Source organism: Streptomyces sp. NPDC031379 (assembly GCF_055569615.1).
In genome coordinates this window covers 21,809-46,360 of record NZ_JBVIIT010000045.1, presented here as the reverse complement: position 1 = coordinate 46,360, position 24,552 = coordinate 21,809, and the positions used below count along the sequence as shown (strand labels likewise).

The following is a 24,552-nucleotide window of genomic DNA, read 5'->3' as shown; positions in this document are numbered from 1 at the left end:
CCCCCCCCCCCCCCCCCCCCCCCCCCCCCCCCCCCCCCCCCCCCCCCCCCCCCCCCCCCCCCCCCCCCCCCCCCCCCCCCCCCCCCCCCCGCGACCGTAGCTCCCCGAAGGCGCGGGGGAGAGACCGTCAGGACGCGTTGGACGGGCCGAAGAACTCGATCTCGGCGATGGCCACCTGCTTGGTCGGGGACGGCTGGTAGGCCGACTGCAGGGTGAAGCGGACCGCGGTGACCTTGCCGACGCGGAACGAGATGCGCTGGGCGCCCGCGCCCTGGTCCAGGTTGAGGCCCCGGGTCGTCGTCCTGCCGTCCGCGCCGGTGACGCGCACCTCCACGCGGTGCGGGAGCGCGGACCGGGAGAGCTGGTCCGGGCGGATCGACTCGCCCGGGGTGATCAGCAGGTCCAGCAGCCGGGTCGGTTCGGTGAACCGGGCCTCGATCCACTGGCCCTGCCCGGAGTCCGCCACCCCCGGCCCCCACCAGGTGTTGTTGAGCTTGTCGAACGCCAACTGGGGCTTGTGGCCCGGGAAGGAACGAGAGGCGCTGTAGCTGTCCGGGGCGACCGGGGCGCGCTTGGCGAAGTGGTCGCGGGTCGCCTGCGCGCCCTTGGGAATGTTGACGACCAGGACGACGAGCAGAGCCAGCACCAGCGCGGCGCCCAGCCAGCTCAGGACACGGTCGAAGGCGCGGCGCAGTCGCGGCCGGTCGCCGGCCCACGGGGTCTCCCGGTCGCCGGACCACCGCAGCCGCCGCCACCACGGCAGCCGCCCGGCCACCACCGGCCGCCCTTCGCCCGCCATGGGCATCGCACAACGCGCGCAGAAGTGCCGTTCGGGACGGTTGGGCGTCGCGCACCAGGGGCAGGGCGTGCCCCCGTGCGCGCCGACTTCTTCCCCGGGAGCCCGTACGGTCTGCGGGCGCCGGTGCTCCGGGCGTCCGGGCAGCACCGGGTCGACGGAGGGAGGAGCGTCGGGACGGGCCTCGGGGTCGGTGACCGGGACGAGGAGACGGCGGGCCCGGTCGGTCAGGCCGTCGTCGGCAGCGCCGCCGGAGCCGGGCGTGGGGGGTGCCGCCGAGGGCAGCGGTGCGGTGGGCGCGGTCCCGGATCGAGGCGCCCGCTGTGGGGCGGCCGGTGCGGACGCGGGGGCTCCGGGACGGCCGGTGTGCGGCGTGTGCGCCGGGTCCCGTGCCGTGTCCGGGGAAGCCGCCGCCCGGGCGCCGTGCCTGCCGGTGTCGGCCGAGGCGTCCGAGGTGTGCCAGGAGGTCCGTGCAGCGTCCGAGGTGTGCGAGGCGTCGCCGGTCGCGGCGGGCGCCGCGCGGTGGGCGTTCCCGTCATGCCGACGGTCGGTGGCCGCCGGCTCTCCCGGGTCGCCGGTGCGCGGTGAGTGCCCGGTCCCCGCGGCGGGCGCCGCCGCGTCGGCGGGGCGCCCCTCCGGCCTGGTCCCCGGCGCCCCGGCAGGGGCGTCCGCTCCCGCGCGGGCCGTCGTCCCGGCAGCCGGAGAACCGGCCGAGGCCCGCGCCGCCGCCCGGTCCGTCCAGCCGAGCACCGCCCCGCAGGCGTCGCAGAACGACTGGCCCGGTTCCGCGCGGGTGCCGCATTCGGCGCAGTTCTGGGGGGTCGTCATCGCTCGGAGGTCCTTTCGGTGGGTACGGCGCCCTCGGCACCGTCGGCATCGGCGCGGTCCACGGCGGTCACCCGCACCGCGTACGGCATGTGGGCGGGGCGGGCGGCGGCCACCAGGGTGTCGAGACGGTGCCGGTCCGCGGGGGTCGGGTCGGGCAGGCGCAGATGCACATGGAGCGCGGGCCGGGCCTCGCCGGGGAACCCGCCCAGCGGACTGGCGCTCCAGGACGCCCCGCCGCTCTCGGTGATCTCCGGGCGCACCCCGAAGGCGAGGCGCACCGCCTCCACCAGGCCGCTCCGCGTGCCCCGGATGCGGTGGAGGTGGGCGGCGGCGGCCACGGCGGCCCGCAGCAGCGGCTCCCGCTCCGTGCCCTCGGTCTCGGCCCCCACCCAGTCGCCCAGCCACCGGGCGAAGTCGAGCGGGGCCAGCGAGGGCCGGAAATACGTGTCCAGGCAGTCGAGGACGCTGTGTACGGGGGCCAGCACGTCGTCGAGCCCGGCGACGAACCGCTGCGCGAGGTCGTCGTCGGCGAACACGGCGGGCAGCATCATGCCGATCGGCGCGGACGAGCCCAGGCCGTCGATGGAGCCTCTCATCAGGAGCCGTCCCCGATCACCCGGACACGGTGGTCGTAGGAGAACACCAGGGACGGCGCCGACAGGTCGATGCGGTCGGTCGCGTCGCCGCGCTTGCCGGTCAGCGGATCCGCCGGGTGCAGCCGCACCTCGTCGACGAGTTCCACGCCCGGCACCCGCTGGAGCACCGCGAACACCTCGCCGCTCTGGACCGGACGTCCGAACGGCCAGCCGGCGCCCTCCGCACCGCCGGTGAGGGGATCCAGATGCCGGTAGAGGGCGTCGTGCGCCTCCCGGCGGACCCGGTCGGTGTCCACCCCGCGAAACGCGTGCACCGTGGCCACGACCGTCACCCCCTGGTAGTACGGCGGGCCGACCGCCAACCGGGTGCCGATCAAACGGCGTTCGTCCAGGTGCCGGGTGATGCGCTCCAGCAGGCCGTCCCCGGGCACCAGTTGCTCGAAGCGGAGCCGGCCGCCCGGATCGGCCACCGCCTGCGGCACCACCAGCACCCGGACCGCGTAGGCCCCGTGCTCGCTCTCCTCGCCCTCCAGGCAGGCGATCCGGGCGGTCTCGGGAGCGGCGCGGCGCGCCAGTTCCTCGTAGTCGCGCAGGGTCACCGCCCGTTCCTGGGCGCGCAGCGTGATCGGCGCCCGGACCTTCGCCTCCTCCACCGTCTCGCCGTCCACCCCGCCCCGCGCGGCCTCCCGGTTGGCCACCTCCGAGACGTACGGGATGGAGGTGCGCAGGATCTGTACGGCGCCCCGGGCCACGTTGCCGGCCCGGCCGCCGCCCGTGCGGTAGCGGCGGGCCCTGATCGGCGTGCCCTTCGCGGCGACCGCCCCGTACTGGCGCAGCGAGCCGTCCGGTTCGCGCACCGCCGGCCCGAAGGCGATCTCACCGGTCGCGGCGTCCAGCGTGACGTGCCGGTCCGACGGCCCGGAGGCCGCGAAGTCGCGCACCACCCGCCAGTCCGCCCACCCTTCGTGCTCCGCGGTCTGGAGCAGCACCGGCGGCTCGTCACCGACCACCGGCGCGTGCGCGAGGCGCAGCCGCTGTCCCGGCAGCCCGGTCGACTCGCCCAGCGCCTCGTCGCGCACGGTCTCCGCGTGCACGGCGGTCGTCGTGCCGCCGACGGTGAACGCCTCGGCCGAGCGGACCGTCGGTGAGGTCGTGTAGAAGGGCTGCCCGGCCAGCGGCTCGGTGACCCGGCAGCGCAGCCAGCCCGCCTCCCGGCCGGCGTTGCGGGACAGCACATGCCCGCCGGGAACGTGCAGGACCACCTCGCCCGGCCGGTTCAGGCCGCCGGTGCCGTCCCGGTCGACCTCGCAGGGCTGCCAGCCGTCCGCCGTCCACGCCTCCCACACCAGCGGGGGCTGCCGCGGGTCGACGCCGACACCGTCCACCCTGCTGTCCAGGTCGAGGGCGAGCGCGCAGTGCGGCACGGCGGCGGTCAGGCCGAGGAGCACGCTGTCGCCGACGCCGGGCGACTCGGCGAAGCACGGCACGTCCTTGTCCTCGTCGGCGAGGTCGTGCGTGCGGTCGACGGCCGCCTCGCCGCGGTGCTGCACCAGCAGGTGCCGCAGCGCGCACGGGACGATCGTGAGATCGCGCTCGGTGGCGAAGACGACCGCCTCCTCGCTCTCGGTGCGCACGGTGGCCGTCTCGGTGCCGGGCGGCACCCGCACCGGCTCCTCCTGCGGGGCCGACAGCCAGAACGTCACGTGCGTGCGCGCGGCCGTGGGCGGGAACAGGGTGATCCCCACCAGGTCCAGGAAGGCCAGGTGGTTCTTCTCCGGCACCCGGTTGAGCCGGTACACGATCTGGTCGGCCATGTGCGCGACCGTCTCGATGAGGGTGACGCCCGGGTCGGAGACGTTGTGGTCGGTCCACTCCGGGGCGCGCTGCTGTATGTAGCGCTTGGCGTCGTCGACGAACTGCTGGAAACGGCGGTCGTCGAGATTCGGGGAGGGCAGGGCCATCAGCGATCGCTTTCCGGAGCCGGGGAGTCGCTTCCCGGCTCGTCGTGGGACGGAATGACGTAGAAGGGGAAGACCAGGCTGCGCGGATTGTTGGTGCCGCGGATCGAGTAGCGGACGTCGATGTAGAGGACGCTCCGGTCCGTGCCCGCCGTGACCTCGACGTCCTCGACCTCGATGCGCGGCTCCCACCGGTCCAGGCTGAGGTGGACCTCGTGCTGGATGCGGCCCGCGGTCTGCTCGTTGACCGGCGCGAAGACCAGGTCGTGGATCGCGCAGCCGAAGTCCGGCCGCATCGGCCGCTCGCCCGGCGCGGTCGACAGCACCAGCCGGATCGCCTCCTCGACCTCCCGCTCGCCGCTGACCAGGGCGATACCGCCGGTCGGGCCGATCCGCAGCGGGAACGACCAGCCGGAGCCGACGAACTGTTCGGCCATCAGCGACCCACCCGCCTCTCCGGGCGGCCCGTGCGCCCGCTCATACCGGCACCACCATCACTTCCAGTCCGTTGGAGGTCAGCGCGCCCACGATCGGGACGGAGAGGGCACGGATGCCCACGTTGGCGATGGAGGTGATCTGCACGCTGCCGCTCGCGGTGATCGACGCCGCGCCCAGCGCCTTCAGGGTCAGGGCGCCCAACGCGTCCACGGTGACCGCCCCGGTGAGGGATTTGACGTTGACCAGGCCGCGCCCCTCGATGTCGAGCATGCCGCCGCTCTTGATGCTCAGATTCCGCCGCGCGCTCAGCGACAGGTCGGTCCCCGCCTCCACGGACACCGACCGGCCGCCCTTGATGCTCACGGCGCCCTTGCTGTCCACGGTGATCTCCGTCTTCGTCCGGTCCAGGTTGATCACCAGCTTGTCGTTGCCGGTGGCGAGCCGGACGCCCTGCTTACGGCCGCCGGTCCGCTGGCTCAGCAGGTCCAGCCGGTTGCCGGTCCGGTCGGCGACGGTGTGCCGGGCCGCCTGCTTCTTCAGCCCGTCGTGCAGCGGCACGTCCTTGACGGTGGTCGGTTTGTCCCGCCCGTTGTAGAGCCCGCCGATCACGAACGGGTGGTCCAGCGCGCCCCGGTCGAAGGCGACCAGCACCTCGTCGCCGACGTCCATCGGGAACACCCCGCCGCCGCCCTTGCCGCCGAGCTGCACGGTCCGCGTCCAGTCGCTGACGTACGCGTCGTCCAGCCAGGGGAAGTGGAGCTTCACCCGTCCCTGCTTCAGCGGGTCCTGCACGTCCGTGACGAGGGCGTTGGCCACGCTGGGCAGCCGGGGGCCGGTGTCCGCGCCGCCCGAGGCCAGCCCGTACAGCGACCGCCACTGCCGCCCGCTGACCGTCACCCACGCCTCGTAGTGCGTGCCGTCGCCGAACACGTGCCGTACCGACGTCGCCGTGTACTTGCCCTCGAACGGAGCGCCCACGTCCGCCAGCGCCACCGGAACTCCCGGCCGCAGCTTGGGGTTTCCGCGGACCGCGACCTCCAGTTCCGCGAAGGACGCGGTGACGTCGTCGGCGAGGGCGTCGGCCGCGAACCGCACCTCGCTCTGCTTGTCGTAGGGCGTGTCCGTGCCGACCAGCCGGGCCGGTTTGAAGCTGCGCGCGGCGGCGGCCGGCGTGGTGCCGATCCCGATGCCCGGATTGAGGCTCGCCCGCGAGCTGGCCGTCAGCTTCTTCTTGGTCGTCACGTCCCAGCCGCGTGCCTCGACCCGGCTCACCTGGTCGGCCGCGGTCACCGCGGACCGCAGCCGCAGGATGTCGTGGCCCGCCTGGAGCACGAACGGGCTCCGGTCGCCGCCGATGTCGGGGGAGGGCGCCCCCGCCGCCTCGCGCGGGCGCACGAACTGGAACCTCCCCTCCGCGTCGACGGACATGACCATCTCGTTCTCGTCGGCCAGCCGCGCCAGGAAGTCCCAGTCGGTCACGTTGGACTGGCTGATGAACTCGTAGACGGTCCGGGTCGGCTGGATCCGGCCGATCGGCAGCCCGTCCTGCGTGGCCAGTTTCCGGGCGATGTCGGAGGCGCTCTGGTTGCGGTAGGCCGCGACCCGGCGCTGGCGCAGCAGGCGGTGACCGGCGTCGTAGCCGCGGATCACGGTGAACGTGCCGGTGCCGTCGTAGTCCGCCTCCAGACCGGTGACCTCGCCGGTCAGCAGCGGATCGGCGGCCCCCTGCCCGTCGGCGACCGGCGTGATGACCACCTTCGTGCCGAAGGTGACGCCCAGTTTGCCCAGCAGCAGCCGGTAGGGGTCACGGAAGGTCAGCCGGAACGCGGCCGGCACCCCGACGCCCTGGTCGACGTAGCAGTCCACGAGGGCGCGGGCGAACTCCGGCGGCAGCTTGGCGCCGCCGATCCGCACGTCGACGACATTGGAGAAAGCGGACTTCGGCATCAGGAACGCACCTCCTCGACGGCGGGCAGCACCAGTTCCGTGCCCGTCGGCAGACGGGAGGGGTCGTCGATGCCGTTGGCCTCGGCGATGGCCCGCCACACGGTCGCGTCGCCGTACTCACGCCAGGCCAGGGACTGCAGCGAGTCGCCCGCCACCACCCGGTGGACCCGCTGCGCCTTCAGCGCCCCGGAGGTCGGGTTCTGCCCCAGGGTCTGCCCGGGGATCTCGTGGAGCCGCATCCGGCAGGTGGCCCGGATCGGAGCGCCCGTCGTGCCGAACAGGGTGTAACTCGCCTCCACCTCACTCACGTACGCCGTGAAACGCGCCGTGGAGAACGAGCCCCACTGGAGCACCACCCAGGGTGGGGACGGCTGCTTGGCGTCGACGCTCCGCGCCGTCGTCTCACAGCAGTCGAGCAGCGACTCGACCTTCTTCAGCACGGTGTTACCGGCCGGCTCGTCGGACGAGTCGAGGAAGATCTCCACGCTCATCTCGCGCGGCAGTGCCCCCATGAACTCGGGGAGCGAGCCGTCCCGTTCGACCTGCGCGGGCGTGGACTTCCACTCCGCGCGGCGGGTCAGCGCGAGCTGCGCCGGGTTGAAGTCGAACCGGAAGGTCCTGATGATGCCGCCCGGCGTGGTGCTCGTGCCGACGGGCGGCTCGTGGATCGCGAGCGTGGCCCGTACGAGGCTCTTGCCGGCCCCGCCCCTGCTGCCCTTCGCCATGTCGTGCCGTCCCCTCAGTCCGTGAATCCGTGGTGGGCGATCTCCAGCACCTCGGTCGCCACGGCGGGGCTCGCGGGGTCCAGGGTGGGTCCCGTCCAGCTCACCGGCAGTACGTCGATCAGGCCCCAGCGGGCCACCTCCGAGCCGTCCGCGCGCAGCGCCGCGATCTGGGCGGTGGGGCGCTTGATCCCGGTCTGCACCGACGAGATCCACTTGGCCACCTTGGTGGTGTCCGGGGTGAGCGGACGGGTCAGCCGGATCGTGGAGAACGTGACCCGGGTGGGCAGGTGCCAGACGAAGCCGTTGTTGCCGCCCTCCTGGCGCTGCTCGACCTCCACCTGCGACGAGAGTCCCTGGCAGCCGTTGAAGTAGCCGAGGCTCTCGCCGTCGATGCTGAGGGTGAACCAGATGGTGGAGCCCGGGTCCTGGCGGGACATCGCGGCGGACCTTTCTGTCAGTGGTGTCACTGGTCTGTCAGTGGCGGGGATCGCGGAGCCGGCCGACGCGTTCGCGGTCCATGCGCAGTTCGGTGCGGATCAGCCGGGTGACGCGGCCGATGATGCGGTGCACGAGTTCGTCGAGCTGGAAGTCGGTCAGCTCCCTCGGGTCGAAGGCGCCGGCGGGGACCCCCGTGTACGCGGGGGGCGAGCCGCCGTCCGTGTACGGGGGCGGCGGGACCGGGGGAGGCCCGTGCGGCGCCGTCCCGTGGGAGGACGGACCGCCGGGCGGTGCTCCGTACGGGGGCGGCGGCGTCGCGGGCCGAGCGGTGTACGGCGGCGGCGTCGCGGGTCGGGCGGTGTACGGCGGCGGGGCCTCGGCGCGGTGGCCACCGGCCGGTCCGGAGTTCCGGCTCAGGTCGGTGGCGACGGTCGCGGCGGCCGACGAGGCCAGTGCGCCGACGGCGGAGTGACCGGTCGCCCGGGTGCCGCGACGACCGGACGAGGACGCCTGCTTCCGCCAGAACCGCTGGACGGGCAACGGCTCCGCGGACGCGCCGGTCGCCGGGGGCCCGGCAGGCGGCGCGGTACCGGCACCGGTATCGGCCGTGGTGCCGGCCCCGGCGGTCGGTGGCGCAGGAGGCGGGGCGGTCCCCGGGCCCGGTGCCCCCGCCGGTCCGACCGTGGTCGCCGTCGGGGCGAGCCGGGGGACGGGTGCGGCAGCGCGAGCGGTTCGCTGGACGGGTGGCGGACCCGCCTGACCGGGCTCCCCGGCGGTCCTGCCGGGGCGCCCGGCGGGGACCGGGGCCACCGGTCCGGTGCCCGGCGCGCCCGGGGGAACGGCGGCGAACGGGGGCGCCGGCGGTGCCGGGAGCGGGGGCGCCGACCTGGCCGAGGGAGCAGCCGGAGGAGCAGCCGGCCGAACGGGAGCCGCCGGGGCGGCCAACGGGGTGGCACCGGCGGGTACGGCCGGCACCGGCGCGCCCAACGGGCTCCGGCGGGCGGACACGGCTCGTTGCACAGTGCTGGTGCCGGCGGGTACCGGTGCGGAGGAGGGGGACGTGCGGTGCTGGACGTGAGGCTCTCCCGGTACCGGGGCCGGCGTGGCCGGCTGGACCGGGAGCCGGGCCGGGGCGTTCGACGAGTCCGGGGCGGGACCCGCGGGCTGCGTCGGCGCGGTGTCCGTGCCGGTCGACGGGGTCGGTCCGGGTGTTCGGGTCGTTCGCGTCGGCCGGGTGGCTCCGGTCGGTTCGTTCGGGCGGTCCGATGAGCGGCGCTGGACCGGTGTCGCGGGCCGGGATCCGTCGTCCGTCCCGGCCCTGAGGGAGGGCGGCTGTCCGTGCGGCGGCGAACCGGGCCCGGGCCGGCTCCGGCTCTCGCGATCCCGCTCGCCGCCGTCAGCGGTGGGGCGCGTCGCCCGGCTGCCGTCGGGGTGCGGGCGCTCCGCGGGCTGGTGCCGGGTGGAGGGTGCGGGCCGTGGCGGCCTCGGATCGGTGGCGCCGTCCTCGGCCGCTCCGCCCACGGCGCGCTGAACCGGAGCCTGAGCGGCGGGGTTTGCTGCCGAAGCCGGCTTCTCAGGTGCGGTGCCGGCGTGCGGAGGACGCGGCGGCGGGGTCGTCGGCGGGGCCGGGCGGGACGGGAGCGGGGCGCCGAGACCCGCGCGGGGTGCCCCGTGGGCGGAGGTGCCGCGCAGCACGCGGGGTGAGCCGGCCAAGGCGCCCGTGGCCGGTGGGCGAGCCGGGGTGGCGGGACGGGAAGGGGTGCCCGTCAGCGGGAGTCCGGGGCCCGGTGGGGCGGAGGGGGCGTCGGCGGATCCCTTCGGGCGGGCGTCGGGTCGTGCCGCCGAGGCGGGCGTGTCCGTCGTACGGCCGCTCGTCGCGGGGGTGGGCGCGGTGGGCCCGCCGGTGTCCGTGGACGCCTCGACGGCGGCCCGCGCCGGAGGAGTTGAGGTCTTGTTCCCGCCGCCCAGGACCGGGGGGTTCGCCTCGGACCTGCCGGCGGACCGCTGGACGGGGTCGGGCGTGGAAGCGGGTGCCTGTGCGGCCGGGGCCGGAGCCTTGGCGGTAGCGGCCGAAGGGCCGGGAGGCGCGGCACCGCCGTCCCGGTGACCCGCTCGCCCCGCCGCCCCGCTCGTGTCCTCGGCGGCTACCGGCTGGCGCGCGCCGGAGTCCGGAGGCGCGGACAGCCGATGTGCCACCGGCAGGGTGCGGCGCTGCACCGGGGGAGTCCCGGTCCGGGCGCTGGTGAAGGAGTGTGACGACGGCACCGGGGCCGTACCGGCGGTCCGTGCCCGCAGGCCGGACGCGGGTGGCACCGCCGTGATCGCCGACGACGCGGACGGGCGGGGCCGTACGACGGCCGGGCCCTCCGCGGTTCCGGGCATGTTCGGCGTGCCCGGGGAGCCCGGCACGGCCGGCGCTGCCGGCCCCTCGGGCACGGCCGCCGACCGCCGCACGCCGGGCGCCGGACCGGCCGCGGCGGGGGCCGAGAGGGGGACGGTGGGGGAGGGGGTGCGGGAGACCGGGCCACCGTGCCCGGTTGCCGTCCCGGCACCATGCCCGGTTGCCGTCCCGGGACCGGAACCGGCGGGTGTCGTGGCACCGGAACCGGCGGGTGTCGCGGCAGCTGCGCTGGTACGGGCACTGGTTCGGCTTCCGGCCTTGCCACCGGCACCGGCATCGGTCCTGGATTCGGTACCGGCACCGGCACCGACACGCGTACGGCTTCCGGCACCGGCACCGGCACCCGTTCCGCTTCCGGCACCCGCACTGGGGCCGCTTCCGGTCCTGGTACCGCCTCCGCTCCCGGTTCCGGTCCTGGCCTCGTCCGGGCGTGCGGCCCACTGCGATGCCGGGACCGCCGCGGAACTCATGGGTCCGGCGGCAGCCACCGTCCCGGAGGCCGGGTCCGGCCCGAGGCGCTTCCTCTGGACCCGAGCCGGACTCGGTGCCGGAGCCGTTCCGGCGCGCCCCTCCGAGGGGGCACCCGCACCTCCGTCCGTGCCCATGTCCGTGTCCGTACCCGCATCGACAGCCCCACCGGGCCCCGCGCTCGTACCCGCCGCCGGGGCGGGGCGCGCCTGTGGCACGCGTGTGGTGACGCGGCGCGGAGCCGTCGGTGCGGCCGGAACGGGGCCACCCGGCACCGTCGGCGGCAACAGCCGTAGCGGCACGGCCGGAGCCCGCTGAACCGCCGGGGCCGGTCCCGCGAGGGGGAGTCCCCCGGCCGGGAGTTCCAGGCCCGCCACCGGACGCGCCGGGGCGGGCCGGGGCGTGCCGCCGGTCAGCCCGGCGGCGGCACGGCCGTCGAGCACCGAGGGCGAGGCCGTGGCCGTGAACGACGGGTTCTGCCATGTGGGCAGCCGACCGCCGAAGGCCGCGTCCGACACACCGGACGCGCCCGCGGCCAGGCTGCGCCGGATAGGCGCCAGCCCTGGCCAGGCCGGAGCCGGCACGGACACCCCCGCCCCGCCACCGCGCGGCCGGGCAGCCGGCATACCCGCACCGGACCCTTGGGCACCGGGCCGCCCGGCGCCCGGCATACCCGCACCGGATCCTCCGGCGCCCGTGATTCCGGACGGCGGGCCGGCCGGGGCGTCGGCCGGATGCGGCCGTGCCGACGCGGAGGTCGGCGCCTCCGCCGCGTCTGCCGTCCGGCGCTTCGCCGCGCCTGCGCGCAGCCGGTCCAGAAGCCCCACCCGTCAGCCCTCCGACGCCGCGCGCGTCACCAGGGACGCGATCTCGCCCGTCCACCGGCGGCGGTCGCGGTGTTCCAGGTCCAGGATGTCCCTCATGCTCCAGTGGAAGTGGTAGGCGATGTACGCGATCTCCTCGTGCAGCCGGTCGGTCGCGTACGTCACGATTCCCCCAGGCGGCTCCCGCCGAGTTCCACCTCGAAGGACTCGGCGCAGTGCGGGCACTCGACCGCCGCGCGGGTGTGGCCCTCCGCGTTGATCTGGCGGTAGAAGTCCTGGAGGAACGCCAGGTCGGAGGCGAACATGTTCTCCACGATCCCGTCGTGCACCATCGGGAGCGTGCCGAGCCGGGTGATGACCCTGCCGAGCAGGACGACCGAGAGGAACGCCGGGTTCTCCTGGACCCGCATGTCCCGTAGCGGTACGAGTTCGTCGCGCGCCGTCGACAGCCGCATGACGCCGTCCCGGTGGACGGTGCCCGCCTCGTCGACGTAGCCGCGCGGCAGCTGGAACGGGAACTCGGTGCGCAACTCGTCCTGCTGGTACGGCGCCTGCCGCGCGGCAGGCGGCGCAGCGGCCGGTACCGGAGCCGGGGCGTCCGTCTCCGTGCCGCCCTGGTCCGCGGGGTCGCCGTCGGAGTGGGCGACCGCGCCGGCCGCCCTGGTGGCCGTGCGGCGCATTACTCGATGACCAGTTCTTCGAACGCGATGGTCACCGTCTCGGTGAGGGCGGAGGCCTCACCGGCCTTGACCGTGCTCGCGTCGATCTTGTTGCACCAGGCGTTGCGCAGGTGGTAGCGCTTCACCGGGTTGTTCTCGAAGTCCATCATGATGATGGAGGCGTTCTTCCGGGCCGTGGTCATGTGGCCGGCGATGGACTCGTTGATCCACTGGGTGAACGACGCCGACTGGGTCATGCCCCGCACCACCGTGCAGGTGCCGTTCTTCTTCACACCCGGCAGGTTCTTGACCACGTTCTGGCCGTTGGGGGTGTTCTGCTGGTAGGTGATGACGTCCTGCTCGATGCTGAGACCGCTGACCTCGGCCAGGTACTCGACCATCACGCCGTCGATCTGGAGGCCGAAGTTGTGTGACGTGAGGGCGTCACCCGGCTGGAGACTCATGTGTTCGCTGTCCTTCAGGGATCAGAAGTGGAAGGGGCGGGGGCGGGGCGGAGCACGGGGCGGCGGTGCGCCTACTCCTCCAGCTCACCGCTGCCGCTGGAGAACTGGGCCAGCCGGAAGATCACGAACTCGGCCGGCTTGACCGGGGCGATGCCGATCTCGCACACCACCCGGCCCACGTCGACCGACTCCGGCGGGTTGGTCTCCTCGTCGCACTTGACGTAGTACGCCTCCTCCGGCCGCTGCCCGAACAGGGCGCCGGCGCGCCACTCGTTGACCAGGAACGCCGAGATGTTCCGCCGGATCCGGGCCCACAGGGCGTGGTCGTTCGGCTCGAACACCACCCACTGGGTGCCGATCAGGATCGACTCCTCCAGGTAGTTGAAGTACCGGCGGATGTTCAGGTAGCGCCAGGCCGGGTCGGAGGAGAGGGTGCGGGCGCCCCACACGCGGATGCCGCGGCCCGGGAAGGCGCGGATGCAGTTCACGCCGATCGGGTTGAGCAGGTCCTGCTCGCCCCGGGTGATCTGGATCTCCAGGTCCACGGCACCGCGCACCACTTCGTTCGCGGGCGCCTTGTGCACGCCGCGCTCGGAGTCGTTGCGGGCCCAGATGCCCGCCACGTGTCCGCTGGGCGGCACCAGCCGGCTCTGGCCGGTGCTCGGGTCGAACGTCTTGATCCACGGGTAGTACAGGGCCGCGTACTTGGAGTCGTAGCCGGCCGTCTCCTGCCGCCACACCCGGATCTGACGGGCGTTCATGCCGGGCGGCGGGTCGATGACGGCGACCCGGTCGCCCATCAGCTCGCAGTGCGCGATCAGGCCGAGCTGGACGGCCTTGACCGACTCCAGATCGATCGCCCCGCGCTGGTAGGCGGCCATCAGGTCGGGCACCGCGACCATGGAGATCTCGTCGACGGCCTCCAGACCGCCGAAGCCGGTGCGGTCGGCGGAGTCGCCGAGATAACGGGCCGGGCCCGGGTGCGCGTCCTCCGACGTGCCCGACGGCGCGCCCGGGGCCGGGGCCGGAGCGGCCGGAGGGGCGGGCAGGGCGAGCGTCTGGTTGTCCGGCCGGACCAGCTGCGCGGCCGGCGCGGCCTCGGTCACCGTGATGAGCCTGGAGCGTTCCTTGACCTGCGTGACGACGTAGTTGCGGCCGCCCTTCTTCGCCGTGACGTCGAAGGTCTCCACCGCCTTGTCGCCGTCCTTGACGACGAGCCGGAAACGCTCCGGCGGGCCCTCGCCCTCCGGGTCGGCGACCTCGACGCTCAGCGGGCCCTCGGCGCCGGAGGCGACGGCCGTCACGGCGAACGTGCCCAGCTGCCGCGGTTCCGCGGCCGGCAGCTGGGCCTGGGCCGCGGACTCGACCGGCACGGCGGGGGTCCGGCCGGTCGAGCCGTTCTGGGAGGCGGCGCCTTCGGCCGAGCCGCCCACCCGGACGACGTAGGCCGCGGTGCCGCCGTTCTGGAAGAAGCCGTAGACGGAGTGCGCGAGGTAGTACCCGTCGGTGAACTCACCGAAGCTCGCGACGTACTGGCTCCAGTTGGTGACCAGCGTCGGCTCGTTCAGCGGGCCGGTCGGCGCGAGCCCCACGAAGGCCGCGACCGACGTGCCCACCCCCTCGATGGGGCGCGAGCCGCTGGCCACCTCCTCGACGTAGACGCCGGGCGACAGGTAGGACGGCATGCTCTGCTCTCCTCAGGGGTACGAGACAGGACTGCCTTCAGCCTCACGCGCGTGAACCGGCGGCGGTACGTCCTGCGGGGCCGGACCGGGGGCAGGCCCGTTGCCCCGAAGGGCAACCGGCCGCGCTGCCCCCGGGACTGCCCGCGCGTACCTTCCCCGCCCGCCCCGCCCCCTGGTAGGACCGGGACGGTGCCGCCGAACTCCCGCCCTCCGGGCGGAGAACCGGGAGCGTGGCGGCAGGACACAGAGGACTCGGGTGAAGCCGCCGTCGAGGGGAGCGCGGGTGCGCGCACAGCACAAGGGAAGCGAGCGGGCCGCAGACAGGGCGGAGGGCGCCCGCACGGCTCGGCCGCCGCTCCTGCCGGGGCGCGCCGCGGGGATTCTCGCGCTCCAGCGCGCCGCCGGCAACGCCGCCGTCACGGCGGCCGTCGAGGCCGAGCGGCACGAGCACGACGCGAACTGCGGGCACGGTCCGGCCGTGCAGCGTTCCCTCGTGCACCAGGTTCTGCGCAGCTCCGGCACGCCGATGCAAGCGTCGCTGCGCTCCGAGATGGAGGGCAGGTTCGGCGGCGCCGACTTCGGCGGGGTGCGCCTGCACACGGACGTCGTGGCCCAGCGGTCCGCGGCGGAGATCGGGGCGTCGGCGTACACCTCGGGCAGTCACGTCGTCTGGAACGGCCGGGACAAGCACACCCTCGCGCACGAACTCACCCACGTTCTCCAGCAGCGCCGGGGACCGGTCGCCGGCACCGACACCGGCGGCGGGCTCAGCGTCAGCGACCCGGGCGACCGGTTCGAGCGGGCCGCGGAGGCCAACGCCGACCGTGTCATGTCCGGCCCGGCACCCGTGCAGCGCGCGGTGGAGACCGGCGCGGACGCACCCGTGGAAGGCGTGGCCGAGGTGCCGGCGGCACCCGTGGCGGGCGACGGCGCGGCGGTGCAGCGCCGGGTGGCGACGGACGCGCGGGTCGGCTTCGAGTTCCAGCAGATGCGCAGCGAGGTCACCGTCAGGTCGACCACGGCGTCCGACTCCGGTTCCGACTCGCTCTTCGAGCGCACGGAGGGACAGTCGGGATCGGAGCCGGAGGTGGTGGAGGTGCCGGTCACGCTGTACGGGGAGACCTGGAAGCTGGTCAGCGACGGAGGCAACCTGGAGTTCGTCACCGAGCCGTTCTCGGACGCCGACCTGCTCGCGCGGACCATCAAGGAGATACGCAAGGTCGCCGCCGCCATGTTCCTCATGAGCGACGAGCGGGAGTTCGAGGTCGGTGACGTGTACGTGACCGTCTACCAGCGGGACGACAGCGCGCAGCCACAGGTCAATCCCGACATCCCGTTGGACGCGCTGCCCGGCCTCTTCCAGCACGCCGACGCCGACGAGGAGCATCGCGACGACTTCTACAGCGTCGGGAAGCCGCACTGGGACAAGGACGACACCAGGGAGGAGATCGCGGCGCTCGCGGCGGTCGGCCGCAAGGTCGAGGCGCTCTCCCCGGACAAGCTGGCCAAGCGCCTGCACATGCCCGAGACGACCGGCGCGGCGCTGGGCAGCGCCAGGGGGGCGCTCCAGGCGATCGCTTCTGCCGTGTTGCACTTCGTGGCCTTCTCCACCGTCCTGGACAAGGACCAGCCCGTCCTCGTCAAGACGGACCTGGGAGCACTGTGGGAGGCCCTGGTCGCCGACGGGGTCGTCGGTGCCGGGACGACGGTGCAGGACGTGCTCGCTCTCCTCGTCGAACTGGACCCGTCGATAGCGGAGTTCGCCGCCAGGGCGGCGGAGATCATCGGTGAGGTCCTCGCGGGCCGGGACCCGGTGTGGCCGCGGGAGAACGAGTTCCTCCCGCGTGACATCCCGGCCCCGGCGCAGCAGGACGGCGATCCGGCCGCCGCCGCGCACCGCAAGCAGATCCTCGTCGAACTGCGCCGGGCTCCCGTCCTGCACTACAACGAATGGCCGGCCTTCACCGAGAAGGCGTTCGGGTACTTCGTCGCCGACGAGGAGAACCGCTTCCACCGCGACGTGTGAACCGCCCGCCCGGAAGACCTGCCGCAGACGCCGCGCCGGGGACGTTCCGCCCGGGACCCCCCGGCAACTCTGCCCCTGAGGACACCCACACTGCCCCGCGGTCCGCTGACCCGGCGCCGTGCCCCGCTTTAGCGTCGACGGGTGAGCCTGTGGACTTCTCTCGAACCCGCCTCAGCGACCGTGGACGCGGGGAGCAGTACGACGGTGCGATTGCGGGTGCGCAACACCGGTGACGTGGTGGACGAGTACCGCTTCGAGCCGGTGGGGCCGCTCGCACCGTGGACGACGGTCGAGCCGGCGACGCTGCGCCTGTATCCCGGCACGACCGGAGCGGTGGAGCTGCGCTTCGCGCCGCCGCGCTCCCCGGACGCGACGGCGGGACCCAATCCGTACGCGGTGCGGATCACGCCGACGGAGCATCCCGAGGCGGTGACGGTACCCGAGGGCAACCTCACCATCACCCCGTTCACCGAGGTGCGGGCGGAGCTGGTGCCGCCCACGGTGAAGGGGCGCTTCCGGGGGCGCCCTCAACTGGCCGTGGACAACATCGGCAACACCCGCCTGACGGCGTCGATCGCCGGCAGTGACAACGGCGACCAGCTGTCGTACGACATCCGTCCGGGCAGTGTGCAGATCGACCCGGGCCGCGCCGCGTTCGTGAAGGCGACGCTGAAGCCCCGGCGGATCATCTGGTTCGGCGCGAAGGAGCAGCGCCCCTTCACGCTGTCGGTGATGCGCTCGGGCGTCGAACCGCTCCCCGTGGACGGCACCTACGTCCAGCGCGGGTTCCTGCCCCGCTGGCTGGCGACGTTCTTCGGGGTGCTGACCGCGCTGGCGGTGACGTTCGTGATGCTGTGGATCGCCTACAAGCCGGGCGTGGGCAGCGGCGCTACCGAGAAGGTCGCCGCCGGAGCGACCCTCGCGCCCAGCGCGTCCCCGTCGGTGACCCCGCCGCCACCGCCCACGGCCGCCGCCACCACGCCCCCGGCGGCGCCGGACACGGGCGACGACGGCGACGGCGGGGACGGGGACGGGGGCGGGGGTGGCGGGGCCACCGTCACCCAGAAGCCGCCGCAGGAGACCGCCGCGACGGCCGTACGGCGCCTCGCCAAGGACGACCCGGCCGGTCGGCACGTCTGCTATCGCGCCTTCGTCACCGGACAGGGCTGGCAGAAACCGGTGTGCGACGGCACCATGGCGGGCACCGTCGACCGTGACCTCCCGATCAGGGCACTGAACATCGCGGTGGCCGGGACCGGCGGCTCCGCCGCCAACGCCTTCCTCCACAAGGACGGTTCGACCGACGGCAAGGGGCAGTGGTCGCCGAGCTGGACGGCCGTCATCGCCGACGGCGAGGACAACTACGTCGGCAGCACGAAGCAGGATTCCCCGGACATGCTGGGCTTCGCCATCAACGTCGGCACCGGGCAGGTGTGCCAGACCTCCCGCGTGCACGACTTCGACTGGGGCGCGCAGGGCTGCGCGAAGCAGCGCCCCGAGTTCATCTTCGGCGGCGCGCTCGAGAACGACCGGTACCTGGAAGCCGTCAAGCTCACGGTGTGACAGGCCGGGCCGGCCGCTACCAGGTGCCCTCTCCCGGCAGCAGCCGGCCCGACTTGCGGTACTCGCGCCGGGCCCCCTCCAGCAGGTCGGCCGCCGTGACCACGTCGCCGCGGCCCGCCGCCAGATAGGCCGCGGTCACCACGGCGCTGCGGATGGACCCGCCGGCCAGCTCGAACCCTTCGGCCACCGGCCCGTGGTCGATGCCGTCCGCGCAGGGCACATGGGACAGGCTGTGCCGCCACAGGGCCCGGCGCTGCTCCGCGTCCGGGAACGGGAAGTCGACCACCAGGTCCAGGCGGCGGGTGAACGCCTCGTCGATGTTGGCGCGCAGATTGGTGGTCAGCAGGGCGATGCCGTCGAAGGACTCCAGCCGCTGCAGCAGATAGGCGCTCTCCATGTTGGCGTACCGGTCGTGCGCGTCCTTCACCTCGGAGCGCTTGCCGAAGACGGCGTCTGCCTCGTCGAAGAGGAGGACGGCGTCGGTGCGGTCGGCCTCGGTGAAGATGCGCTCCAGGTTCTTCTCGGTCTCGCCGACGTACTTGTCCACCACGGACGACAGCTGCACCACGTAGAGGTCCAGGCCGAGTTCGGCGGCGACCACCTCGGCCGAGAGGGTCTTGCCGGTGCCCGACTCGCCGGCGAAGAGACCGAGCACACCCCGGCCCCGCCCGCCGCCCGCGCTGAGCCGCCAGTCGCCGAGGACCCGGCCGCGATGCCGTGCGCGCAGGGCGAGTTCGTGCAGCTGCGCCAGAGGCCGGCCGGGCAGCACGAGGTCCCGCCAGTCGACGGCCGGCCGGATGCGGCGGGCGTGCCGTTCCAGGCCGGAGGCCGACTGCTGCCGGGCCGCCAGACGCAGGTGGGCGGGGGAGAGCCGGACGCCCTCGAACCCGGCCAGGGCCTCGGCCGACCGCACCGCGCGGGCGACACGTTCGCCGGGCAGGTGGTACGGGGCGACGGTGACGGCGAGATCGAAGCCGGGATCCTCGGCCAGAGCGGCGGACCAGTCCCCGACGGCGCCCGCCCGGCGCCGGGGCACGTCCAGGACGAGCGGGTCGTGGAGGCACCAGTGGGGGTCGTACGGCACCCGGGCCATGATCAGCACGGGCACGTCGACGGCTTCCGTCAGCTCCCGCACCAGCGCACCGGGTTCGTCGGGCAGACCGGTGACGACGACGGTCCGTCCGGTCAGCCGGGCCTCGCGCAGCAGGGCGGGCAGCAGGTCGCGGGGCCCGGAGAAGGGCAGCGCGGGAAGGCCGGCCGTGCGCAGCGCCGCGCAGACCGAGGCGGAAGCGTCGCCCTCGTGGGACTCGCGCAGGTACACGGTGGGCGGCGGGCCGGCCGTGAGGCGCTTCGCCAGCCGCTCGGTGAAACGCCGGAACCCGGTCTCGTCCCGGTCCGCTCGCGGCGGTTCGGGGAGATCGCGCAGATGCCCCGTCAGCGCCGGGTCGGGCGTGTCGTCACCGAGCAGATGAGCCACCAGCCGGTCCGGCACCCGCAGGGGGCGGCTGAGGAAGGGACGTTCGGGCTCCTCCACCTCCAGCAGCCCCAGCGCGCACAGCGGTGCCCCCGGGTGCAGCCGTGCCCGGGCCGGCGCCGAACCGGCCGGCACCGCGCACAGGTCCAGCGCGAGTCCCGTGGTCGCCCGGCGCCGGCTGACATCGTCGTTGAGGTAGCCGTACAGCGGCTCGAAGGTGCGGTCCAGATCGGGCGCCAGCGCGATCAGCAGCAGCATGACGTCGAGGTCGGCGAGTCCGACGCGCGCCGCCAGCGCGGTCAGCCGGTCCGCGGGCGGCTGAGGCAGTCCGGGCAGCGCGGCCGGCGGTGCGGGCGGGCGCAGCAGATGCCGCACCGCCTCCTCCGACAGATACAGTCCGCGCAGCGGATCGCCGGCCGTCGGATCGTCCTGGCCGCGGTGCTCGACCAGCAGCGACACCCGCTCCCGCAGGGCGGCGAGACGGGCCAGAAGGGCTGCGGCGGCACGGGGCGGGACCCCCTCGGCCCCTCGGTCGGCCGCGGTGGTCCGTTCGGCCGCCCCCTCTGGGGGCGCGGTGGGTTCGGTCACGACGGGCCGCCCGTGCTCCGGCGGCGCAGGGCTGCCTTCCGGGCGTCCCGGGCCGCAGCCACCTGCCGCGGCCGGTGCGCGCGTTCCCCGGCCGGCCGGTCGGAGCCGTCCATGTCGCGGACCCGGACCACCGCGCCCTCGGTGACCGGGGGACCGGCGTCGTACTCCGGGTAGGCCGGGAACGGGGCGGTGACCACGAGGTCGAGGGACGGCTTGAGTTCACCGCCCAGCGCCGACCAGATCTCCGCGAGCGAGCGCGACTCCGTCTGGATCCCGGCCACCGACACCGGCACCGCCATACCCAACTCGCCCAGCGCTCCCGGTAGTTCCGAGGGCGGCAGCAGCTCGCGGGGGATCAGCGTCGCCAGTACGGCGGACAGCAGACGGTGCTCGTCCTGCGGCTGCTTGGTCCAGGCGGTCAGCAGGTACGACAGCCGGAACCACCGGGGCGGCTGACGGCGCTTGACCACCACGTCCCGTTCGTCGAGCACGGGCAGGTGACCGCGCTGGCGCCGGTGCACGTCCTCCCGGATGTCGTACAGATAGGCGTTCACGACGGGCCCGTTGCGACGCGCCGCCCAGTCGCGGGTGGGGGCCTCGAAGGCGACGTCGATACCGGAACCGGCCAGGGCGCCACCGCTGAGAAGGGTCTTGAGGACCTCGTCCACCTCGTGGATCACCGTCGTGCTCCCGCCCCGCCGTGCCTGCTGCCGATCCCGTCCGATCCTGCCGCGCCCCGGCCCGTCCCCGCGAGCGCGCCGGGGGACGGCGGGCGGGCAGGAACGGTTGCCCCGAGGGGCGACCCGGACTGCCCCTCCGGTCAGATGTAGCCTTCCTGAAGGGCGTACGCCACGGCGTGGGCCCGGTTACGCAGGTGCAGTCGGGTGGTCAGCCCGTGGATGACGTTCTTGACGGTGCGTTCGGAGTACGACAGTTTTCTCGCGATCTCCCCGGTGTCGAACCCCTCGGCGATCAGCCGCAGTACGTCCACCTCACGGGACGTCAGGCCCGAGGACCCGGTTCCGGCCCGGCCCGACGCACTGCGGTGCAGCGTGCTCACCTGGTTGATGAGCCGCCCCAGCAGATCGGCGGGCAGGTCGCCGTCCCCGCGGGCCGCCGCCAGGACGGCCTGCACCAGGCGGTGCGCGGTGGCCTCGTGGCGCCAGACGATGGCCCCCACACCGCACTCGATCACGTCCAGCAGCTCGGCCTCCCGCAGCGAGCGCACCACGAGCACCGCCCGCGCGCCCTCGCCGCGCACCAGGCGGCGCAGCCGGGCCAGCGCTTCCTCCTCCAGCACGTCGTCGACGATCAGCGCCACCGCGCCGGGACCGCCCTCCTCACGCAGCTCGACCTCGGGGAACCGGCGCAGTTGCCCGTGCACGCCCTCGCGCAGGATCGGATCGGAGGCGTACACGGTCACACGTGTGCGCGCCACGGGTTCGGTGCCGGTCCGGGTGGTCCTCGATGAGCTGGGCAAGCCTCTCCCCCATGTCCACGTGCCTGCCGCCTCCGCCGACCGGCGGCGGGCGGGTGCTCCCCACCCTCCGGCCCCGGCCCGGACCCGCGCAATCGTGGATCACCACGAGCACCACCACGAGAACACCCGTACGACGACCACGAACAGAGCGGCCACGGCGGTAGCCCTGGAACCGGAATTCGCCGGTATGGGAAAAGTCACGACATCCCTTGCCACGCTCCGATCGTCCTCGACGATGCGGGAACCACGTCCGAACCGAGGAGGCAGGACATGTCCGGACCGCAGGACGACAGGCCGAGCGCGCACCGCGAGGCGGTCGCGACCCTGGCCGCCGGCGTGGCGCGCGCCTGCTCGTACGCCGGCGGCCTCGTGTTGCTACGCGGTGCCACCGGCACCGGCCGCACCACCGTGCTGGAGTCGGCGATCGAGGACGCGACGAGGCACGGCATGCGCGTCCTTCGCGCCCGCTGCGCACCCGGTGACGGCGGAGCCCCCTTCGCGACCGCGCGGCAACTGCTGTGCCCCGCCACGGGGATCGAGCGGGCCGGTACGGAGCGCGAACAGGCCGGACTGCTCTGGCGGGCGCTGCTGCGGGAGGCCGAACGGACACCGCTGCTGATCGCCGTGGACGACGTCCACCTCGCCGACCCACCCTCCCACCGCTGGCTGGTGGAGTCGGCCCGGCACGTGGACCGGCTCCGGCTCCCCGTCCTGCTGGCCGTCACCGAGCGCAGCCAGTACGACGTCGATCCGGCCGCCCCGGGATTCGCGCACACCCTGTCGCCCGCCCTGGTCCGCACGCACACCCTGGCCCCGCTCACCCCCGTCGGCGCCGCCGCCCTGGTGCGCGAACGCTTCCCCGGCGCGCCCGGAACCTGGGTCGACGACTGTGCCCGGTCCGGCGCGGGCAGCCCGCTCCTGCTGCGCGCCCTCCTCGACGACCTCGACGGACCCGGGCCGCACGGCGTCCTCCCGCACACCGTCGCGGCGCTCTACGCCGGCAACTACGCGGCGGCCACGGCCTGGTGGCTGGACAGTGCCGGCTCCGGCACCGCCGAGGTCGCCCGGGCGCTCGCCGCCCTGGACGCCGAGCGGCCCGGAGGCGGCCCGGCCGGACCGCCCGGCGGCAGCCTCCCTGACCTCGCGGCCCTGCTCGCCGAACTGACCGGGACCGACCGGGCCCGGGTGACCGGCTGGCTCACCGCGATGACCGGCCTCGGCCTGCTCCGGGCCGGCCCGGACGGCCGCCCCCGCTACGCCCACCCGCTGCTGCGCGACGCGGTGCTCGCCGGGGTGCCCGAGTCCCGGCGCCGCGCCACCCACCGGGGCGCCGCCGAACTCATGCTGCGCCGCGGCGCGTCCACCGAGGCGATGGCAGGTCAGTTGCTGAACTCCGGCCCGGTGGGCGCGCCCTGGGCGTCGGGCGTGCTGCACGACGCCGCCACCCACGCCGTCCGGGAGGGCAGGGCCGCCGAGGCCCTACCCCTGCTGCGCAGGGCGTTAGACGAGCCGCTGTCCGACCACCGCAGACAGCGGCTGCTGACCGAACTGGGGTCCCTGGAGGCCGCCGACCGGGGCGCCGCGGCCGCCGTCCCCAGGCTCACCGAGGCCGTGGGCCTGCCGGCCGCCCCGAGGGAACGGGTGCGGGCCGCCGTCGCCCTCGGCACCGCGCTGGCCGCACGCGGCAAGATCGGCACGGCCGTGGAGGTGCTGACCGCCGTCGACGAGCAGCTCGCCGGTGACCGTCCGGATCTGTCCGGCGTGCTGCGCAGCGCCTCCGCGCTGCTGGCCGAACGGGACCAGACGGTCCGCCGGGACGTGTACCGGCGGCTGTGGGGCACCGCGGAGCACTCGCCCGAGCTGATCGGTCCGGCCACCCGCGCCGTCCTGGTCCGGTACGCGGCGACCGCCGGACTCACCTCGGCCCAGGAGGCCATGCGGCGGATGCGCGTGCTGCTGGCCGAACCGTCCGACCCGCTCACGGAGCCGTTCCTGCTGGGGACGGCCGCCGCGGTCGCCCAGTGGGCCGACGAACTGGACGAGGCGGAACGGCTGGTGGACCGGGGGCTCGCCGGCCAGCGCTCCGACCTGCTGCACCCGATGCACGACGCGCTGGTCAACACCCGCGCCGACATCGCCGCCGCCCGGGGGATCCACGGCTGGCTGCCCGCCGAACCCCCGCTCCGGCCGGACGCGGGACCCGGCAACATACAGGCCCACGTGCTGCTCGGGCTGGTCGCCCAGGACCGGACGACCGAGGCGCGGCGGCTGGCCGGCGCCTTCGACCTGCACGCGGCGGCGGACTCCTGGGAACTCAACCGGTACCTCTACGCGCGGGGAGTGCAGCGGGCCGCCGACGGCGACACCGCCGGGGCCCTGCACGACTTCCTGGAGTGCGGGCGCCGCCAGCTGGCCCGCGAGGTCCGCAGTCCGGTCGTCACCCCGTGGCGGTCGGCCGCCGCGGAGTGCTGGCTCGTCCTGGGCGCGCCCCGCGAGGCGATCACCCTGGCCGAGGAGGAACTGCGCCTCGCCCGCGTCTGGGGCACCCCTCGCACGGTCGGCCGGGCCCTGCGGGCGCTCGGCACCGTCACCGGCGGCCGTCGTGGCCTCGAACTCGCCGAGCGGGCCGTACGGCTGTTACGGGACGCGCCCGAGGGCACCGGTCCGGAACTGGCGCACGCGCTGCTGGCGCAGGGCCGGGCGCTGATCGCGGCCGGTGAGCGCGCTCAGGCCCGGGACCGTCTCAGGGAGGCCGCAGAACTGGCCGAACGCCTGGGCGCACTGCGCCTTCGCGGGCTCGCCGAGAAGGCCCTGCGGGCCGGCGGCGCCCGGCGGACGGCCGCCGTCCGGACCGGGGCGGGGTCCCTCACCGGCAGTGAACTGCGCATCGCCCAACTGGCCGCCGACGGGCGCACCAACGCGGAGATCGCGGCGCTGCTGCACCTCGCACGGCGCACCGTGGAGACACATCTCACCAGCACCTACAAGAAGCTGGGCATCCGGCGGCGCGGCGAACTGCGGCGCGCCCTGACCCTGGCCGAAGGAGATCCGCCCGCCCTGCCGGCGACGCCCCCGGACCCGCTCTCCCGCCACGACCGGACGCCGGCTGATCGGGGGCCCTGCCCCTCCGACGTCTGAGGGCCCGGCACGGCGGGGCCGCTCCGGGGCGGCTGCCCGGTCTGCCGGCGGGGGGA

The 24,552-nt window shown here is 74.8% G+C and carries 18 protein-coding genes; 3 read left to right on the top strand and 15 right to left on the bottom strand.

From position 1 onward, the window contains the following. Nucleotides 1-127: 127 nt before the first annotated feature. The 12 genes from ACZ5CW_RS39875 to ACZ5CW_RS39820 all read right to left on the bottom strand — a co-directional run bounded on the left by ACZ5CW_RS39875 (nt 128) and on the right by ACZ5CW_RS39820 (nt 14,227). The gene (locus tag ACZ5CW_RS39875) at nt 128-1,624 is read right to left on the bottom strand and encodes an NADase-type glycan-binding domain-containing protein (protein WP_468610492.1); all 1,497 of its coding nucleotides are present in this window, start codon (nt 1,622-1,624) and stop codon (nt 128-130) included. Continuing rightward, nucleotides 1,621-2,220: a phage tail protein gene (locus tag ACZ5CW_RS39870; protein ID WP_468610490.1), complete on the bottom strand. Its 600-nt coding sequence runs from the start codon at nt 2,218-2,220 to the stop codon at nt 1,621-1,623. Before ACZ5CW_RS39870 ends, ACZ5CW_RS39875 begins: the two co-directional genes overlap by 4 nt. Continuing rightward, complete coding sequence (locus tag ACZ5CW_RS39865; protein ID WP_468610489.1) at nt 2,220-4,181, bottom strand: putative baseplate assembly protein; 1,962 nt, start codon at nt 4,179-4,181, stop codon at nt 2,220-2,222. The genes ACZ5CW_RS39870 and ACZ5CW_RS39865 overlap by 1 nt, the downstream gene beginning before the upstream one ends. Continuing rightward, nucleotides 4,181-4,615 carry a GPW/gp25 family protein gene (locus ACZ5CW_RS39860; RefSeq protein ID WP_468610487.1) on the bottom strand — a complete coding sequence of 145 codons (435 nt, stop codon included), beginning with the start codon at nt 4,613-4,615 and terminating at the stop codon, nt 4,181-4,183. The genes ACZ5CW_RS39865 and ACZ5CW_RS39860 overlap by 1 nt, the downstream gene beginning before the upstream one ends. Nucleotides 4,616-4,655: 40 nt before the next feature. Further along, entirely contained in the window at nt 4,656-6,563 is a 1,908-nt protein-coding gene (locus ACZ5CW_RS39855; RefSeq protein ID WP_468610485.1) for a VgrG-related protein, read from the bottom strand. After that, complete coding sequence (locus tag ACZ5CW_RS39850) at nt 6,563-7,288, bottom strand: CIS tube protein (protein ID WP_468610483.1); 726 nt, start codon at nt 7,286-7,288, stop codon at nt 6,563-6,565. The genes ACZ5CW_RS39855 and ACZ5CW_RS39850 overlap by 1 nt, the downstream gene beginning before the upstream one ends. Nucleotides 7,289-7,302: 14 nt before the next feature. Further along, nucleotides 7,303-7,725, bottom strand: a complete 423-nt coding sequence (locus ACZ5CW_RS39845) for a phage tail protein (protein ID WP_468610481.1) — start codon at nt 7,723-7,725, stop codon at nt 7,303-7,305. A 37-nt stretch (nt 7,726-7,762) separates the two neighbouring features. Next, the gene (locus ACZ5CW_RS39840; protein ID WP_468610479.1) at nt 7,763-8,266 is read right to left on the bottom strand and encodes an extensin; all 504 of its coding nucleotides are present in this window, start codon (nt 8,264-8,266) and stop codon (nt 7,763-7,765) included. 3,159 nt (nt 8,267-11,425) lie between these two features. Next, a complete protein-coding gene (locus ACZ5CW_RS39835; RefSeq protein ID WP_468610477.1) occupies nt 11,426-11,584 on the bottom strand; it encodes a DUF6760 family protein in 159 nt (52 codons plus the stop codon). After that, nucleotides 11,581-12,099 carry a hypothetical protein gene (locus ACZ5CW_RS39830; protein ID WP_468610475.1) on the bottom strand — a complete coding sequence of 173 codons (519 nt, stop codon included), beginning with the start codon at nt 12,097-12,099 and terminating at the stop codon, nt 11,581-11,583. The genes ACZ5CW_RS39835 and ACZ5CW_RS39830 overlap by 4 nt, the downstream gene beginning before the upstream one ends. After that, entirely contained in the window at nt 12,099-12,542 is a 444-nt protein-coding gene (locus ACZ5CW_RS39825) for a phage tail protein (RefSeq protein WP_468610473.1), read from the bottom strand. Before ACZ5CW_RS39825 ends, ACZ5CW_RS39830 begins: the two co-directional genes overlap by 1 nt. A 71-nt stretch (nt 12,543-12,613) precedes the next feature. Then, nucleotides 12,614-14,227 (bottom strand): phage tail sheath family protein, encoded by a 1,614-nt coding sequence (locus ACZ5CW_RS39820; RefSeq protein ID WP_468610471.1) that lies wholly within the window; start codon nt 14,225-14,227, stop codon nt 12,614-12,616. 283 nt (nt 14,228-14,510) lie between these two features. Between ACZ5CW_RS39820 and ACZ5CW_RS39815 the strand changes: the two genes are divergently transcribed. Further along, the gene (locus ACZ5CW_RS39815; protein WP_468610469.1) at nt 14,511-16,253 is read left to right on the top strand and encodes an eCIS core domain-containing protein; all 1,743 of its coding nucleotides are present in this window, start codon (nt 14,511-14,513) and stop codon (nt 16,251-16,253) included. A gap of 141 nt (nt 16,254-16,394) precedes the next feature. Next, complete coding sequence (locus tag ACZ5CW_RS39810) at nt 16,395-17,816, top strand: hydrolase (RefSeq protein WP_468610467.1); 1,422 nt, start codon at nt 16,395-16,397, stop codon at nt 17,814-17,816. 16 nt (nt 17,817-17,832) lie between these two features. On the opposite strand, the gene ACZ5CW_RS39805 is transcribed toward ACZ5CW_RS39810, so the two are convergent. From ACZ5CW_RS39805 to ACZ5CW_RS39795, 3 genes are all read right to left on the bottom strand, one after another. After that, entirely contained in the window at nt 17,833-19,878 is a 2,046-nt protein-coding gene (locus ACZ5CW_RS39805) for an ATP-binding protein (RefSeq protein ID WP_468610465.1), read from the bottom strand. After that, nucleotides 19,875-20,558: a Pvc16 family protein gene (locus ACZ5CW_RS39800; protein ID WP_468610463.1), complete on the bottom strand. Its 684-nt coding sequence runs from the start codon at nt 20,556-20,558 to the stop codon at nt 19,875-19,877. Before ACZ5CW_RS39800 ends, ACZ5CW_RS39805 begins: the two co-directional genes overlap by 4 nt. A 140-nt stretch (nt 20,559-20,698) precedes the next feature. After that, nucleotides 20,699-21,358 (bottom strand): helix-turn-helix transcriptional regulator, encoded by a 660-nt coding sequence (locus ACZ5CW_RS39795; protein WP_468610461.1) that lies wholly within the window; start codon nt 21,356-21,358, stop codon nt 20,699-20,701. 270 nt (nt 21,359-21,628) lie between these two features. Between ACZ5CW_RS39795 and ACZ5CW_RS39790 the strand changes: the two genes are divergently transcribed. After that, nucleotides 21,629-24,496: a LuxR C-terminal-related transcriptional regulator gene (locus ACZ5CW_RS39790; RefSeq protein WP_468610459.1), complete on the top strand. Its 2,868-nt coding sequence runs from the start codon at nt 21,629-21,631 to the stop codon at nt 24,494-24,496. Nucleotides 24,497-24,552 lie beyond the last annotated feature (56 nt).

Excerpts from the sequence above, each read along its gene's own strand:
- ACZ5CW_RS39875 (WP_468610492.1), bottom strand. The coding sequence starts at position 1,624 with ATGACGACCCCCCAGAACTGCGCCGAATGCGGCACCCGCGCGGAACCG.
- ACZ5CW_RS39870 (WP_468610490.1), bottom strand. The coding sequence starts at position 2,220 with ATGAGAGGCTCCATCGACGGCCTGGGCTCGTCCGCGCCGATCGGCATG.
- ACZ5CW_RS39865 (WP_468610489.1), bottom strand. The coding sequence starts at position 4,181 with ATGGCCCTGCCCTCCCCGAATCTCGACGACCGCCGTTTCCAGCAGTTC.
- ACZ5CW_RS39860 (WP_468610487.1), bottom strand. The coding sequence starts at position 4,615 with ATGGCCGAACAGTTCGTCGGCTCCGGCTGGTCGTTCCCGCTGCGGATC.
- ACZ5CW_RS39855 (WP_468610485.1), bottom strand. The coding sequence starts at position 6,563 with ATGCCGAAGTCCGCTTTCTCCAATGTCGTCGACGTGCGGATCGGCGGC.
- ACZ5CW_RS39850 (WP_468610483.1), bottom strand. The coding sequence starts at position 7,288 with ATGGCGAAGGGCAGCAGGGGCGGGGCCGGCAAGAGCCTCGTACGGGCC.
- ACZ5CW_RS39845 (WP_468610481.1), bottom strand. The coding sequence starts at position 7,725 with ATGTCCCGCCAGGACCCGGGCTCCACCATCTGGTTCACCCTCAGCATC.
- ACZ5CW_RS39830 (WP_468610475.1), bottom strand. The coding sequence starts at position 12,099 with ATGCGCCGCACGGCCACCAGGGCGGCCGGCGCGGTCGCCCACTCCGAC.
- ACZ5CW_RS39825 (WP_468610473.1), bottom strand. The coding sequence starts at position 12,542 with ATGAGTCTCCAGCCGGGTGACGCCCTCACGTCACACAACTTCGGCCTC.
- ACZ5CW_RS39820 (WP_468610471.1), bottom strand. The coding sequence starts at position 14,227 with ATGCCGTCCTACCTGTCGCCCGGCGTCTACGTCGAGGAGGTGGCCAGC.
- ACZ5CW_RS39790 (WP_468610459.1), top strand. The coding sequence starts at position 21,629 with ATGTCCGGACCGCAGGACGACAGGCCGAGCGCGCACCGCGAGGCGGTC.